Source organism: Agrobacterium sp. 20P9.1.2 (assembly GCF_057799395.1).
On record NZ_JBYOKI010000001.1, the window covers coordinates 789,949 to 804,321 of the forward strand.

Annotated in this window: 19 protein-coding genes; 12 read left to right on the forward strand and 7 right to left on the reverse strand. The window is 57.9% G+C overall.

The genetic code is table 11. The features are described 5' to 3' along the window. Positions 1–63: 63 nt before the first annotated feature. Positions 64–801 carry a hypothetical protein gene (locus AC27VJ_RS03825; RefSeq protein ID WP_488682858.1) on the forward strand — a complete coding sequence of 246 codons (738 nt, stop codon included), beginning with the start codon at positions 64–66 and terminating at the stop codon, positions 799–801. A 60-nt stretch (positions 802–861) separates the two neighbouring features. Here the strand turns inward: AC27VJ_RS03825 and AC27VJ_RS03830 are convergent, their stop codons facing one another. Then, positions 862–2,151: a pilus assembly protein TadG-related protein gene (locus tag AC27VJ_RS03830; protein WP_488682859.1), complete on the reverse strand. Its 1,290-nt coding sequence runs from the start codon at positions 2,149–2,151 to the stop codon at positions 862–864. A gap of 172 nt (positions 2,152–2,323) precedes the next feature. On the opposite strand from AC27VJ_RS03830, the gene AC27VJ_RS03835 reads away from it, so the two are divergent. Together AC27VJ_RS03835 and AC27VJ_RS03840 are read left to right on the forward strand one after the other, a co-directional pair. Further along, complete coding sequence (locus AC27VJ_RS03835; protein WP_113085995.1) at positions 2,324–3,019, forward strand: helix-turn-helix transcriptional regulator; 696 nt, start codon at positions 2,324–2,326, stop codon at positions 3,017–3,019. A gap of 48 nt (positions 3,020–3,067) precedes the next feature. Beyond that, a complete protein-coding gene (locus AC27VJ_RS03840; RefSeq protein WP_488682860.1) occupies positions 3,068–3,436 on the forward strand; it encodes a VOC family protein in 369 nt (122 codons plus the stop codon). 153 nt (positions 3,437–3,589) lie between these two features. On the opposite strand, the gene tam is transcribed toward AC27VJ_RS03840, so the two are convergent. Beyond that, positions 3,590–4,360 (reverse strand): trans-aconitate 2-methyltransferase, encoded by a 771-nt coding sequence (gene tam, locus AC27VJ_RS03845; protein WP_488682861.1) that lies wholly within the window; start codon positions 4,358–4,360, stop codon positions 3,590–3,592. Positions 4,361–4,416: 56 nt separating this feature from the next. Next, positions 4,417–4,596: a hypothetical protein gene (locus AC27VJ_RS03850; protein WP_488682863.1), complete on the reverse strand. Its 180-nt coding sequence runs from the start codon at positions 4,594–4,596 to the stop codon at positions 4,417–4,419. Here AC27VJ_RS03850 and AC27VJ_RS03855 point away from each other — a divergent pair. Beyond that, positions 4,595–5,482, forward strand: coding sequence for a branched-chain amino acid aminotransferase (locus AC27VJ_RS03855; RefSeq protein WP_488682864.1), 888 nt, complete (start codon positions 4,595–4,597; stop codon positions 5,480–5,482). The genes AC27VJ_RS03850 and AC27VJ_RS03855 overlap by 2 nt on opposite strands. Positions 5,483–5,659: 177 nt before the next feature. Here AC27VJ_RS03855 and AC27VJ_RS03860 read toward each other — a convergent pair whose 3' ends face one another. Next, on the reverse strand, positions 5,660–6,562 hold the full coding sequence (locus AC27VJ_RS03860) for a LysR family transcriptional regulator ArgP (RefSeq protein WP_488682865.1): 903 nt from the start codon (positions 6,560–6,562) through the stop codon (positions 5,660–5,662). Between the two features lie 91 nt (positions 6,563–6,653). Between AC27VJ_RS03860 and AC27VJ_RS03865 the strand changes: the two genes are divergently transcribed. Beyond that, positions 6,654–7,262 carry a LysE/ArgO family amino acid transporter gene (locus tag AC27VJ_RS03865; protein WP_488682866.1) on the forward strand — a complete coding sequence of 203 codons (609 nt, stop codon included), beginning with the start codon at positions 6,654–6,656 and terminating at the stop codon, positions 7,260–7,262. On the opposite strand, the gene AC27VJ_RS03870 is transcribed toward AC27VJ_RS03865, so the two are convergent. Continuing rightward, positions 7,240–8,127 (reverse strand): LysR family transcriptional regulator, encoded by an 888-nt coding sequence (locus AC27VJ_RS03870; protein ID WP_488682867.1) that lies wholly within the window; start codon positions 8,125–8,127, stop codon positions 7,240–7,242. The genes AC27VJ_RS03865 and AC27VJ_RS03870 overlap by 23 nt on opposite strands. A 95-nt stretch (positions 8,128–8,222) precedes the next feature. Between AC27VJ_RS03870 and AC27VJ_RS03875 the strand changes: the two genes are divergently transcribed. Then, on the forward strand, positions 8,223–8,765 hold the full coding sequence (locus AC27VJ_RS03875; protein WP_488682868.1) for a GNAT family N-acetyltransferase: 543 nt from the start codon (positions 8,223–8,225) through the stop codon (positions 8,763–8,765). A gap of 45 nt (positions 8,766–8,810) precedes the next feature. After that, positions 8,811–9,110, forward strand: coding sequence for a hypothetical protein (locus tag AC27VJ_RS03880; RefSeq protein ID WP_162727631.1), 300 nt, complete (start codon positions 8,811–8,813; stop codon positions 9,108–9,110). Between the two features lie 143 nt (positions 9,111–9,253). Here the strand turns inward: AC27VJ_RS03880 and AC27VJ_RS03885 are convergent, their stop codons facing one another. Further along, a complete protein-coding gene (locus AC27VJ_RS03885) occupies positions 9,254–9,586 on the reverse strand; it encodes a hypothetical protein (RefSeq protein WP_113085985.1) in 333 nt (110 codons plus the stop codon). A 219-nt stretch (positions 9,587–9,805) separates the two neighbouring features. On the opposite strand from AC27VJ_RS03885, the gene AC27VJ_RS03890 reads away from it, so the two are divergent. From AC27VJ_RS03890 to AC27VJ_RS03910, 5 genes are all read left to right on the forward strand, one after another. Then, on the forward strand, positions 9,806–10,408 hold the full coding sequence (locus tag AC27VJ_RS03890) for a superoxide dismutase (RefSeq protein WP_488682869.1): 603 nt from the start codon (positions 9,806–9,808) through the stop codon (positions 10,406–10,408). 97 nt (positions 10,409–10,505) lie between these two features. Next, the gene (locus AC27VJ_RS03895; protein WP_488682870.1) at positions 10,506–11,351 is read left to right on the forward strand and encodes a metallophosphoesterase; all 846 of its coding nucleotides are present in this window, start codon (positions 10,506–10,508) and stop codon (positions 11,349–11,351) included. A 176-nt stretch (positions 11,352–11,527) separates the two neighbouring features. Continuing rightward, positions 11,528–12,163, forward strand: coding sequence for a LysE family translocator (locus AC27VJ_RS03900; RefSeq protein ID WP_488682871.1), 636 nt, complete (start codon positions 11,528–11,530; stop codon positions 12,161–12,163). A 175-nt stretch (positions 12,164–12,338) separates the two neighbouring features. Continuing rightward, on the forward strand, positions 12,339–12,770 hold the full coding sequence (locus tag AC27VJ_RS03905) for a c-type cytochrome (protein ID WP_353576182.1): 432 nt from the start codon (positions 12,339–12,341) through the stop codon (positions 12,768–12,770). A gap of 76 nt (positions 12,771–12,846) precedes the next feature. Beyond that, positions 12,847–13,764: a cytochrome c gene (locus AC27VJ_RS03910; protein WP_488682872.1), complete on the forward strand. Its 918-nt coding sequence runs from the start codon at positions 12,847–12,849 to the stop codon at positions 13,762–13,764. 36 nt (positions 13,765–13,800) lie between these two features. Here the strand turns inward: AC27VJ_RS03910 and AC27VJ_RS03915 are convergent, their stop codons facing one another. Beyond that, positions 13,801–14,244, reverse strand: coding sequence for a hypothetical protein (locus tag AC27VJ_RS03915; RefSeq protein ID WP_488682873.1), 444 nt, complete (start codon positions 14,242–14,244; stop codon positions 13,801–13,803). Positions 14,245–14,373 lie beyond the last annotated feature (129 nt).

Sequence of the window (14,373 nt, forward strand, 5' to 3'; positions counted from 1 at the left end):
AATTCTAGGTTGAGACAAGCTTCGAATGGCAACTTGGGCAAATAGCCACTTGGAGTTTTGAAAATGACATCCGTTGCAGCAAACTCACAATACAACACCGTTACGACATCACGCTCCGCCGACAAGGATCAAACAGCATCCGAAAATTCTGACGGGTTCGGCGCACTGGTTGCAGAAGGCGATACGCCTTCAGCAAAAAATACAGTCACGGTTTCCGATGCCGTCACCGTTGGTCCTGTCACCACATTGCAGCTTGCCAACGGCGAAACCTTCGTTGGGCAATCGCACCGGGTTGATTTTTCCCGCATTCAATTCAGCGTCGCGCAACAGCCAGAAGATAGATACCAAGATTATATGAGCGTCACAGAAGAGACGATTGAAACGACACATGATGCGCTGGAGCGGAGTTTTGAGCTAGATTATGCGACGGTCGTTTCCAACGGGAAAATGGTCGCGAGAATCGATAATCGCGGAGAGGTGATCAGCTTCAGCGACTATTCTGCTGCCATCAACGACCTTTTGCCCAGCGTCGATGGGGCGGCGGGGCCTGATCTGGCGCAGAAGAGAGCAGACGCTATTGCTGGTCTATTCGGAGCCGAGGTCATCAAGTCGGATGCCGCCATGACGCAGGAAGACTTCGACGTGATTGCCGCATTCGACATGGACAGCCCGGTTCAGTATCAGGACGGCTTGGGCGAAACTACCGATGACCTGCTCAAGATGCTCGACAGCTTTCAGAACGTCCAGAAAGATCGAGCCGATTATCTGGCGCGACAGGCAGTTGCTGACGTGGCGTTGTAATCACTGGATTTGAAACGATGAAGCATCTCCCACCCTTTGGATGGGAGATGCCTAACCCAATCAGCTCGTCAACCGTGGCGATGTGATAACCCGCTTGAACAGTGCGGACATGGCGTCGCTGATGCCTTCTGTGGGGCTGACTTCGAAGTAGAGGCCGGGGGAGGCGCAGTCCTGCATCTTGGTGCCGATCTGCGACTGGAAAGGGCTGATCCAAGTGTTGTACCAGTCGTTGGTCGGCAGGGGCAGGTAGGTGGTGTAAAGCACCGCGATGCGATAGCCCTTGTTTTTCAGGGCTGTGCACAGCTTGGTGTCGATGGGTTCCTGACAGCGACCGCCGGTCAGCTTCTTGGTGCAGCCGGAGGGTTTGTAGCTGTCGCCGACGCCGTCGGAGACGAAGAATACGACCTTGTCGGGGGTGGCGGCGCTTGTGCCATTACCCGGCTTGCCGATCTTGTCGGCGATCTGCGTCATTGCCCGGTCGAAATCCGTCTGCTGATCGTTGTTGTAGCCCTGATAGGGAATGGACATGAGGTCGATATCGGCAGCCTTCTTTTTGGCGGTTGCGAGATCGGAGCTCAGTGGCGAAACTTCCAGAAGCTTGGTGTCTTCCGCCTTCTCACCAAATGTGTAGACCGCCATTCGATACTGGTTGACGTTCTTTCTGGTGGCGACGGCGGTGTCCATCAGGCTCGCCGTTGCCTTGGCCACGACGTTGATGCGCGTCGTCACGCCCAGTTTTTTCGCCTTGAAATAATAGCTGTTCTGGTCAGCCACACCGTCCTTGACGATGTGACAGGCAAAGGCGCATTTATCGCTCGTGTTGGCCACCAGTTTGGAAACGTCTGATGGCGTTGCGCCCACGCCCATTGAAGGGGTGTTGTCCAGCAGCAGATAGAAATCGCTGAACATTTCCGTTTCGTATTTCGCCGTCGCCTTGCCGGAAACGGTGACGAACTGTTTGCCCAGAATGCGCGTCAGCGAGGTGTTGACGGTGGCCTGAAAGGCGACGGCGGCCTGCACCACATTGCCGACCTTTTCCACCGACACATCGACGGATTCGACCTGGAAGTCGTCGCGGCCCACCGCATCGCTTTTGAAAAAGTTCATGGCTTCGTCATCGGGAAGAACGATTGCGCCATCGCCAGACATTTTTCTGGCCGCTTCCACATGCGCGGACATTTTTGCCACCGCAGACAGCACGGCGGCATCGGCTGCCTGCTGCAAATCGGCCTTGACCGCCATGGCCTGGCTGATATCCAGAGCAGCCCCGGCAGCGCCAAAAATGGGCACAACCATGAGTGCGGTAAGAATACCGAAGTTACCTGATTTATCTTGCCAGAAATTTCGCACGTTCTACCCCAGCGTTCGAATTTTTCGCAAGAATAGCCGTGTAGGATTGAAAACTGGTTTCCTAAAATAACTAATGGCTGGTGAAAATATTGCATTAATATATTGATATTGATGTATTATATGATGCTTTTAAAGTTTTGTGGCAATAGCAAACGCGGCGCAAGGAAACATCGTGTCACGCTCCCAGCGTCTTCTAGACCTTCTTCAACTCCTGCGCTCGCATCGCAGACCCGTCAGCGGCGCAGAACTGGCGCAGGCGACGGGCATCAGCCTGCGCACGCTTTACCGCGATATCGCAACCTTGCAGTCGCAGGGTGCCAATATCGAAGGCGAGGCGGGCGTAGGTTATGTTCTGCGGCCCGGCTTTTTGCTGCCGCCTTTGATGTTCAGCGAAGCGGAAATCGAGGCGCTGGTGCTGGGCTCGCGCTGGGTGGCGGGCAGGGCGGATGGGCCGATGGCGAATGCTGCGCGCGCTGCCCTGACAAAGATCGCCGCTGTCTTGCCGGAAGAACTGAGCGAGGAGCTTGAAAATTCCACGCTTCTCATCGGCCCCGGCAAGGTGCTGGATATGGCCCATATCGATCTGGGCAGTGTGCGGGCGACCATTCGCAGCCAGTTGAAGGCGCAGATCGATTATGGTGATGAGAGCGGGCAGGGCACGCAACGCACTATTTGGCCTTTTGCGCTGGCTTTTTTCGATCAGGTCCGTGTCGTCCTGGCATGGTGCGAGCTGCGGCAGGATTTTCGCAGCTTTCGCGCCGATCGGATTACGGCGTTTCAGCCGCTTTCGACACGATACCCCCGCAATCGCCAATCGCTTTTGAAGGAATGGCGCGCGCGTCAGGCAATCACTGCTGACAAAAACTGACAGTAGCAAGGTCTAGGCTCACTCCATCGTCAACAAGGAGACAGAGCGATGACCCACCCCAACTTCACCATCCTGTTCGTGGAAAACCCGGTGAAAAGCACCGAATTCTATAAGGATCTGTTCGGCACGGCACCTGTGGAAGCGTCCGAGACTTTCGCCCTGTTCATTCTGCAAGGCGGCCTGAAATTCGGCCTCTGGTCACGCCACACGGCAGAACCCGCCGTCACCGTAACCGGCGGCGGAATGGAAGTCGTCTTTCAGGTTGCGTCAGATAGCGATGTCGATGCGCGCCACCGGGAATGGAAGGCCAAAGGCCTGAGCATTCTTCAAGAGCCGACAGCCATGGATTTCGGCTATACATTCACCGCCGTCGATCCCGACGGGCACCGTCTGCGTGTTTACGCTTTCAACGGTTGATTACCAGATTTGCAAGGGTTCGGAGTAGCCCACAAACTGCTCCTCTTCCGTCATGCTCGGGCTTGTCCCGGGCATCTAACCACCTCGAGACAGCCGAGAGGGTAGTGGATCCTCGGGACAAGCCCGAGGATGACGAAAGTGGGAGTTCAGCAGTTACTTCTTCACCGCCACGATGAACAGTCGTGGGAACCGCAGCAACCGCCGCCCGTCTGCCATGGGTGGATAGGCGGCGTCGATGCGGGCCAGATAATCGGCCAGAAACGCCTCGCGGTTTTCTGCGCCTGCGGCTTCCAGATAGGGTCGAAGGCCGGTGCCTCTGACCCATTCCACGATGGCTTGGGCATTCTGCATCGGGTGGTTATAGATCGTGTGCCAGACATCGACCCTTGCCGATTTCGGCGAGAGCCGGTCGAAATAGGTGGCAGGAGATGGCAGGGCGCGGCGACGCAATCGGTTGCCTTCGAAGGCGGCGCTCCATGGTCCCGCAGCGCCGGTTTCTTCCATGGCAAGATGGGTGGGTTCACCCAGATTGTCCGGCATCTGCACGGCCAGCACGCCGCCGGGCTTCAGGTGATCCATCAGCGCAACAAGAATATCCAAATGGTTCGGCAGCCATTGAAAAACGGCGTTGGCATAGAGCAGATCGGCTTTCTGCTGCGGCTTCCATGTGGCGAGATCAGCCCTCTGGAAGGTGGTGTTGGGCAGCCGAAGCCGCGCCTTTTCCAGCATGTCCTGATCGCTATCCACGCCGGTGATGACGTTGACGCCGTAGCGTTCGGCGAGAAGTTCCGTGGAATTGCCGGGTCCGCAACCCAAATCGTAACCCGCCGTCAGCCGCTCCAGCGGCACCTGCGCCAGAAGATCGCTGGCGGGGCGGGTGCGTTCGTTCTCGAATTTCAGATATTGCTGCGCCGACCACACCATGATGCACTCCTCGATTGATGTGAACATCGCATGGCGAAAGCATGCGGGCCAGCCACTTATTCATCAAAAAGCGTGATGGGTGTATCGATGCCGCTTGCGGATGGCGCAATAAAATCCAAGCGAAGGGCCGTTTTTCCGTAACTTTCCATCAATTTCGGAAATCGGCGGAATTTGGTCTTGACGCTCAAGGGCGAGAGGCATTCATTCCCCGGCACATCTACCAAGGAGAATGTCATGTCCGTCGATACCGCTCCCCGCTCCCCCACCTGGACCTATGTCGATGGCCAGTGGCTTCCCGGCAACCCGCCGCTGATCGGGCCGACCTCGCACGCCATGTGGCTGGCATCCACGGTGTTTGACGGCGCACGCTGGTTCAACGGGCTGGCGCCGGATCTGGATTTGCACTGCCAGCGCGTCAACCGCTCCGCCATCAACATGGGCATGAAGCCGACCATGACGGCAGAAGAGATCGAGCAGCTGGCGCTGGAAGGTGTCACGAAATTCGACGGCAATACGGCCATCTACATCAAGCCGATGTATTGGGCAGAACACGGTACGCCGGGCAGCATCGTCGCCCCGGATGCGGCCTCCACCCGCTTTGCGCTGTGCCTGTTCGAAGCGCCGATGGATGCCGGTGCGCCAATCACACTCACCGTCTCCCCCCTTCGCCGCCCATCGCCGGAAACGGCCATGACGGATGCCAAGTCCGGTAGCCTTTATCCCAACAGCGGACGCGCCATTCTGGAAGCCCGCTCGCGCGGCTTCGGCGGCGCGCTGATGCTGGATATGAACGGCAATGTTGCCGAGACATCCTCTGCCAATGTCTTCATGGTCAAGGACGGTGTCGTCTTCACCCCCGTCCCCAACCGCACCTTCCTCGCGGGCATCACCCGCGCCCGCGTCATGATCCTGCTGCGCCAGGCCGGTTTCGATGTACGCGAGGCCACGCTTTCGGTGCAGGATTTCCGCGAGGCAGATGAGATTTTCTGCTCCGGCAACTATTCCAAGGTCTCGCCCGTCATCAAGCTGGACGAGCGGGAACTGCAGGCTGGTCCGGTGGCGCGCAAGGCGCTGGATTTGTATATGGAATGGGCGGGGTCCGCGAATGTTGAGGCGGAGTGAGGTTTTAGCTCCCTAGCGAAGACCCCCTCTGCCTGCCGGCATCTCCCCCACAAGGGGGGAGAAAGCTGAAGGCACCACATTCGTTCTATTTCAAGCGTCAGTCATGGGCAAAAGAGAGCCACAATCTGTCTCCCCCCTTGTGGGGGAGATGCCGGCAGGCAGAGGGGGTGTTCTTGCTCACCCCTGCACCAATACCCCCCGCGCCACATCCACCACCGCCTGCGTCAGTGGCTTCAACTTTTCCGCCGCCAGCCTGTTCACCTGCCAATAGAGCGGAATATCCAGCGGCGTATCGGCCACCAGTTCCAGCAAACGACCCGAGGCCAGATGCTGGGCCACAAGCGCGTGCGGGTTCATGCCCCAGCCCATGCCCAGAAGCGCTGCATCCACGAAGCTTTGTGTGGAGGGCAGCCAGTGGGTGGGGTGAACGACGGGAGCGCCGAAGACATTTGATACCCACTGGTGTTGCAGCCGGTCTTTCTGGTTGAAAGTTAAAGCCGGTGCCTGTGAAAGCCGTGCTTCCGTCACCCCGCCTGCGAAATATCGCGCCATGAATTGCGGGCTGGCGGTCGCGTGGTATCGCAGGGACCCTAGCGGCGTGACGCGGCAGCCCTGCACCGGCTTTTCAAGGCTGGTCACGGCAGCCAGAACCCGCCCGCGTTGCAGCCATTCCGCCGTATGGTCCTGATCATCGACCGCGATATTCAGCAGATAATGCTGCTCGGTGGCAAAGCCGGAGATGGCATTGAGAAACCACGTGCCGAGGCTATCGGCATTGGTTGCGATGTGTAGCGTGACCTGTTGCCCCGGCTGGTCGGGCGAGAGCAGCGCAGGCAGTTGCCCGAACAGTTCCGTTTCCAGCATGCCCACATGCTCCATGTGGCGGCAGACCCATTCACCCTTTTCCGTCGCCGTGCAGGGGTTGCCGCGCAGGATCAGCACCGCACCCAACCGTTCTTCCAACTGCTTCACCCGCTGGGAAATCGCAGAGGGCGTGACGTGCAAGGCGAGCGCTGCCTTTTCAAAGCTACCGGTCTGCACGACCATTGAGACCGCGCGCAGCGCTGCATAATCCAACATGACATTAGCCTGACTTAATCCAGATAAGAAAGCTTAACTGGATTAACTTGGCCGCGCCACCTATTCAAAGCCCGAAACAGGGGCAGGGTACATGGATTTTTCGACCTATATGACGGGCTTGACGATGGGGCTGACGCTGATCGTCGCCATCGGCGCGCAAAACGCCTTCGTGCTGCGGCAGGGGCTGCGCAGTGAGCATGTGTTTGCCGTGGTTCTCGCGTGCGCCGTGTCGGATGCGATACTGATCACCGTCGGCGTTACCGCATTCCGCCAGATTGCCGCCGTGATGCCAGCGCTCGAGCCCGCCATGCGTTACGCCGGTGCGGCTTTTCTCTTCTGGTATGGCGCAAAAAGCCTGCAATCGGCGCTCGGCGCATCGAATATTCTCGTTGCCGCATCCGGCACCGTGACCTCGCTCGGCTCGACACTCGCCACCTGTCTTGCGCTCACATGGCTCAACCCGCATGTCTATCTGGACACGGTGGTTCTGCTCGGCACCATCTCCACGCAGTTTCCGGGCTCTGAAGCAGCATTCTGGGCCGGTGCCGTCACCTCCTCCTTCGTCTTCTTCTTCTCCCTCGGCTACGGCGCCCGCTGGCTGCGGCCCATCTTCGCCAATCCGCAGGCGTGGCGCATACTGGAAGGCGTCATCGCGCTCACCATGTGGTTGATCGCCATCAAACTGTTGACCGGTGGCTGAGAATGGCGGAAAGCGCCCGCAAGGGCGCGGTCATATGCTTGTCGCGGCGCAGGCCAAGTGCCAGCCTGCGTTCAAGCCTAGGAGATAAAGAGCGGATCGTCAGCGGTGACGATGCCGCCTCATTCCGCATAGCCATGGCCGGGACAATAGCCACGCCCAGCCCAGCTTGCGACAGCTTCTTCAAGGCTTCGACGCTGCCAAGCTCCATCACCGGCTGAACCCGTTTGCCGCCCGCCTTCAGCCAGTCATCCACCAGCCGTCTGGTGTTACCGCCTTCATAAAGCAACAGCGGCTGACCGGAGAGAAAATCGGCGGTGATCTCGCCTGCTGGCAGCGTGGCATCAGGCGGAAAGATCGCCACCAGCTCTTCACAGTGGATGTCGCGCAATTCGATGCTGCGCCCGCTGGCGGGCAGGGTCACAATGGCCGCATCGATCATATTCTCTTCCAGAAGCCGCAGAATATCCGGCGTGTTGCCGGTCTGAACCTTGATCTCGATATCGGGCATGGCATGGCGGATTTGTCCCAGAATGGTAGGGAGAAAATAGATCAGCGCCGTCGCACCGGTGCCGATCCGCAACCGACCGGCAGCACCACTGCGGTGCGGGGCCACCGCCTCCATAGCCTGCGCGACATCTTCGGCAATGCGCCTTGCATGGATCAGCAGATCGCGCCCCGCCGATGTCGGCTGTGCCCGTCGCCCCACGCGCTCCACCAACCGGGTGCCCAACTGTTTCTCCAGCAGACGAATATGCAGGCTGATCGCGGGCTGGGTTACGCCAGCCTTTTGCGCAGCGGCGGAAAAACTACCAAGATCGGCCACATCCATGAAGCTGCGCAGCTGCTTGAGATCGAAATCCATCACCAAAGAATTCCTTATGGTTTGCATAAGATGGATAATCTTTATTTTGGTTTTCGTCTGGTGCAAACTACGCGAAGAGAATTTCCCAGGATATTGAAATGCTGTCCCAGCCAAAACCCACTGTCACCATCCGCCCCTGCGAAGAGGGCGATATCGAAACCATTACCGAAATCTACCGCCATGCAGTGCTGCACGGCACGGCCAGTTTCGAAATAGAGCCGCCATCCGCAGACACGATGGTCGAGCGCAGACGGGTGCTGGTTGCGGGCAACTTTCCTTACATTGTCGCAGAGGTGGAGGGCGCGGTTGCGGGTTATGCCTATGCCGGACCCCACCGCGCTCGACCGGCCTATGGCGCGACGGTGGAGGACTCCATCTATGTTGATCCGGCGCGCAAGGGCCTCGGCATCGGAAAATCCCTGCTTCTAGCCTTGATCGATCAGGCGAGTGCGCGGGGTTTCCGCCAGATGGTCGCCGTCGTCGGAGATGCCGACAACGCCGCCTCCATCGGCGTCCACCGCGCCACCGGCTTCGAAATGGTCGGCACCCTGAAATCCGTCGGCTGGAAGCACGGCCGCTGGCTGGACATCGTGCTGATGCAGCGCCCGCTCGGTGAGGCGGATGCGACGCCGCGGTTCTAGACTCCATCAATTCGGATACGAGACGCTAGCGTCATACGGTGGCACTTGACTGAAGAATTTTCAGCGCGTTACTCATCAGTATTAAAGCTGGGGGTAATAATGATACTGACTAGGATTGGTCTCGCAGGGGCTTGGCTGGTTTTGATCTCGGGCGGATTGCGGTTGGCGATGGCGTTTTATGTCGCCTCGTTGGATGATGTGGCTCAAGCCGCGATGCTGAAAGCGCGGTACCTGGGATCAAGGCAAATCGGCGAAATAATTGATAGAACGACGATTGTTATGGTGTGCGCCATAGCGCTGGGAATTCTTGCAGAGATTAGCAAATCCATCCATCGTAAGGGATAAATAGCGAGGCAGCTGGGCTGCGGAACAGATGACTGCTCTCGGTTCTACCTACTCTTACAAAAATGGGACAGGCCTTCCGACGCCGCCCCTTTTATTTTTGCGCGTTAGTTCCGCAGAGTAACCTTGACGTCTAGCATTGTTTGTCAGGGCTTGGTGGAGCCCGGCAGTTCCACCTTCACGGAGTCGCTCGAGAGTTCGCTGCCGAGTTCTACGGCCTTGGTTTTCTTGTCGTAAACGCAGATATGACTGATAACAGTTTCGGTGCCCTTGGCCTTGCCGGTCAGGATGGCGAGGCCGTAATGTTCGCTGCCGGTTGGATCGACCACTGCCTTTGCGTCCACGATCGCGTCTTTCGATGCGGCAAGGCACTTGGCCTGAACATCGGCTGCAAATTCCTGCCAGGCATCGCCGGAGGATGCGGCGGCGGGCAGGGCGATGAGGCTGGCGAAAGCGGCGGCGAGGAACTGTCGTCTCATGGCAATATCCTTGGTCTATGGTCCGCAAAGCGAACGGATTTTCTTTGATCGGTACGCCAACCTTGAGGTGAAAAGTGTTTTTCGAGGGGCATGAGTGGAATTTTCTCTTTTGCCGGAACATTTTGATATTTCACAGGTTGCCTCCGATGACGTCCGCTCTTATGGTCCGCGCACACGGTTTCAAGGAGCGGTCACGCCGCTGCAACAAGGAGTAAAACCATGGCCTTTGAACTTCCCGAACTGCCTTACGATTACGATGCGCTGGCGCCTTACATGTCGCGCGAAACGCTCGAGTTTCACCACGACAAGCACCACAAGGCCTATGTAGACAACGGCAACAAGCTTGCTGCTGAAGCTGGCCTTGCAGATCTTTCGCTGGAAGAAGTGGTCAAGAAGTCCTTCGGCACCAATGCCGGCCTGTTCAACAACGCTGCCCAGCACTACAACCACGTCCATTTCTGGAAGTGGATGAAGAAGGACGGCGGCGGAAACAAGCTGCCCGGCAAGCTGGAGCAGGCGTTTTCGTCTGACCTCGGCGGCTACGACAAGTTCAAAGCAGATTTCATCGCTGCCGGTACCACGCAGTTCGGCTCCGGCTGGGCATGGCTGTCCGTCAAGAACGGCAAGCTGGAAATCTCCAAGACACCAAACGGCGAAAACCCACTGGTTCACGGCGCAGACCCGATCCTCGGCGTCGACGTATGGGAACACTCCTACTACATCGACTACCGCAACCTGCGTCCGAAGTACCTCGAAGCCTTCGTCGATAATCTCATCAACTGGGATTACGTTCTGGAGCGTTACGAAGCCGCTTCCAAGTAAGGTCTGCCTTACGAAATTCTGCAAACACCCGGCCTCAGCGCCGGGTGTTTTCGTTCTGTCATATGCGTGTCATTCGCCCGGCCTATGCGGGGGCATCATGACAGACACATCCGCACCGCTCTTCTCCTTCGGCATCGTTGCCGATCCCCAATATGCCGATATCGCGCCACGCCCGGACATGGGCCGTTATTACGCGGAAAGCCCGCGCAAGCTGGCGGAAGCCATCGATGTGTTCAACGCCCAAGACCTAGCCTTCGTCGTCACGCTGGGCGATATCATCGATCGCGGTTGGGAGAATTTCGATGCGATTTTGGGCTGTTATGACAGTCTTAAACACCGCTCGGTTCTCTTGCCCGGCAACCATGACTTCGCCGTCGCGCCGGAATATCTGAGCCAAATCCATGCACGCCTCGGCATGCCGTCTGCATGGTATGATTTTTCCATCGGCCATTTCCGTTTCGTGGTGCTGGATGGCAATGACGTCAGCCTGTTTGCCCCGCCACCCGGCGACCCGCGCCGCGCGCTGGCCGAGAAGAGACTGGCTGCTTTGCAGGAGGCCGGTGCCATCAATGCGCAGGACTGGAACGCTTCTTTCAGCGACGAGCAATTGCATTGGCTGGCAAAAACGCTGGATGCAGCCGATGCGGCGGGCGAACATGCCATTCTGTTTTGCCACTATCCGCTCTATCCCGAAAATTCGCACAATATGTGGGACGCGCCTGATGTGCTGAACCTGCTGGCCGCGCAACCAAGCGCCAGAGCCTGGTTCTGCGGCCACAACCACACCGGCAATTACGGGCAGCTGGGACATACGCATTTTCTCAACTTCAAGGGCATGGTGGATACGCTAAGCGAAAACACTTTCGCGATTGCCGATCTCTATGCAGATCGCATCGAGATTCGCGGATTTGGCCGCGAAGACAGCCGCACGCTCACGCTGTGAACGCCTTATCTCACGACATGTTCGGTGCAACACGCTGTTGCGCGGGCAGGCGAAACGTATCGCCAGCGAGATGAAATCACCACACTTATTCATTTGATATTCCCCGGAAAAACGGATGACTTGGCGCGATATGGCGACACCATTTTGCGACTGTTATATTTTCAGGAATACTCACGATGACTTACACCGAAAATCTCTGGCTTTATTTCTCGCTCCTGTTCGGCATCATCATCTTGCCGGGCATCGACATGCTTCTCGTTCTGGCAAGCTCGCTGACCGGAGGCCGAAAGGCAGGACTTGCGGCCACATCCGGCATCATGGCAGGCGGGGTCGTGCATTCGCTTTACGGTGCCATCGGTGTCGGGCTTCTTGCCAGCCTCATGCCCAAGCTGTTCACGCCACTGATGATCTTCGGTGCCGGCTATATGATCTGGGTCGGCATCGGCCTCATGCGCAGTTCCATCGTGGTGGAGGGGGATGAGGTGAGTGCCAGCGCGTCGGCCCGCCGGGCGTTCCGGCGTGGCATCGTGACATGCCTGTCCAACCCCAAGGCCTATCTTTTCATGATGGCCGTCTACCCGCAATTTTTAAAGCCGATCTATGGCCCTGTCTGGATTCAGGGCATCATCATGGGGCTGATGACGGCGGCAACGCAGCTTGTGGTCTATGGTACTCTGGCGCTGACAGCGGGCAAAAGCCGGGATTTGCTGGTGTCTTCACCGCATGTGACGATTTTCATCGGCCGCGCCGCCGGTTTGCTGCTTATCGTGGTTGCCGGTTTCACGCTGTGGGAAGCTATCGCACATCGCTGATATGCGCCTGATTTCGCTCCAGAAATCACCGGAATGTGACTTCTTTTTGCCATGGGAAGCGGGCATCTTCTTGTGCGTTCGTCGCGCCTGTCGAAAAGCTGTGCAGTGAATTTGCGATAGGCATGAAGCGATACGAAGCATACACCCCGCCAGCATGCGGATCAGGAGAGAGATGATGAAGCTTAGAACCATTGCCGCGTCCATAATGATAGGCTGTCTGTGCGCCGGTGCGGTTTCCGCAGCCGGCGAGGTCGAAAAGCGCGAAGGCTTGATGAAGGGTATCGGCGGTGCCATGGGCGCGCTGGGTTCCATCGCCAAGGGTGAAAAGCCCTATGATGCGGACGTGGTCAAAACCGCCGTCACCACCATCAGTGCCAATGCCAAGGCGTTCCCGGACCAGTTCCCTGCCGGTTCTGAAGGCGGCGCCGCCGCACCTGCCATCTGGCAGAACTTTGCAGACTTCAAGACGAAGTCCGAAAAGCTCGGCACGGATGCGGATGCGGTTCTGGCGCAATTGCCAACGGATCAGGCCAGCGTGGGCGCAGCCCTCAAGACGCTGGGTGCCGATTGCAGCAGCTGCCACCAGACATACCGTCTGAAGAAGTAATCTGTCATCGCCAAGGTCCGCCATTCAACCGGCGGGCCTTTTTGCATTTTGAATTTTGATTGAATCGGAGAAGGCGATGGCTTCCATCTGGGCGAAGCTGGCGGGTGGCGCTGTTGTTGCGGGCGTTGCCGGGTTCGGCATTTTCATGTGGGTCACAGCGCCTCAGCGCCAGCCACCGAGCCATTGGGCCAATCTGGGCGAGCCCAATCTCGCCAATGGTGAAACCCTGTTCTGGGCAGGCGGCTGCGCCAGCTGTCACGCCGCGCCGGATGCCACCGGCGATGCGCTAAAGACGCTGTCCGGCGGGCAGGCGCTGCCAAGCCCCTTCGGCACCTTCCACATGCCCAACATCTCGCCCGATCCGCAACACGGCATCGGCAGCTGGACGGTGGCGCAATTCGGTGATGCGATGACGCGCGGCGTGGGCAGACAAGGCGAACATCTCTATCCGTCCTTCCCTTACGCATCCTATGCGCGGATGACGCCGCAGGACATCAACGATCTCTTCGCCTATCTGAAAACCCTGCCCGCCAGCAGCAATGATGCGCCCGGCCACGATCTGCCATTCCCCTTCAACATCCGCCTCAGCCTCGGCGGCTGGAAGTTCCTCTATTTCGACAAGGGTCAGCCGCGCGTGGAGCTCGCCAATGCGGATGCAGAGGTCGTGCGCGGCCAATATCTTGTAGAAGGCCCCGGCCATTGCGGCGAATGTCACACCCCGCGTGATGCGCTGGGCGGTTTCCTGAAAGACCAGTGGCTGGCCGGTGGACCGAACCCGGAAGGTGAGGGGCGCATTCCCGATATCACGCCCGGCTCGCAGGCCATCGGCTCATGGACGAAAGCCGATATCGCCAACTATCTCGAAACCGGCTTCACCCCGGATTTCGACAGCGCCGGCGGCTCCATGGTCAAGGTCCAGCAGAACATGGCACACCTGACAGCCGAAGACCGCAATGCGATTGCGGCCTATCTCAAGGCAGTACCGTCGCGGTGACTTTCGTCAACCACGACGGTATATGCGGGGACGTGCTTAGGCTGGTTGGACGTAAAGCCCGATAGACTCCCAACTGATCGTGATGTCGATTTTGGCAGAGATGACCGGCCATGTGCCGTTGTTTTGTGTCAGCGTGAGGGACAGGCTGCCTCCTTGCTGATCAAGCCTGACGGAATGTGCATTGACCTGCGTTGCAGTCGCAGCAAACTTCCGAGATTGATCGGCGTAGTCACCCGTGATGGTCACTGCAACTTGGAACAGATTGCCATCGGGCGTTACGCTGATGTCAAATTTCCCGTTCTTGCCGAGTTTGTCATAGCTGCCTGCTGCATGAAGTTCATTGCTGGTGAACGTCGTGAGCTGTCCCGTTCCTACGGCAACATAGGCAACTTTATAAATGCCTAACTCCATTTTATCATTGATGCTCTTGCCCGTATGAAATCCGCCGGACTTTGGATTGACGGTCGTAAAATCTGCCACGCTAGCCTCGCTCGATAGGAGTGGAATGTTCAGGTGCGGGTAAATTCAACTTTAAGTTTGTTAAATTTATAAGAACACCTAATGATATATTTTGCAGGTCGGCTATGGTGCTGCCGGCTTGACTCGCTC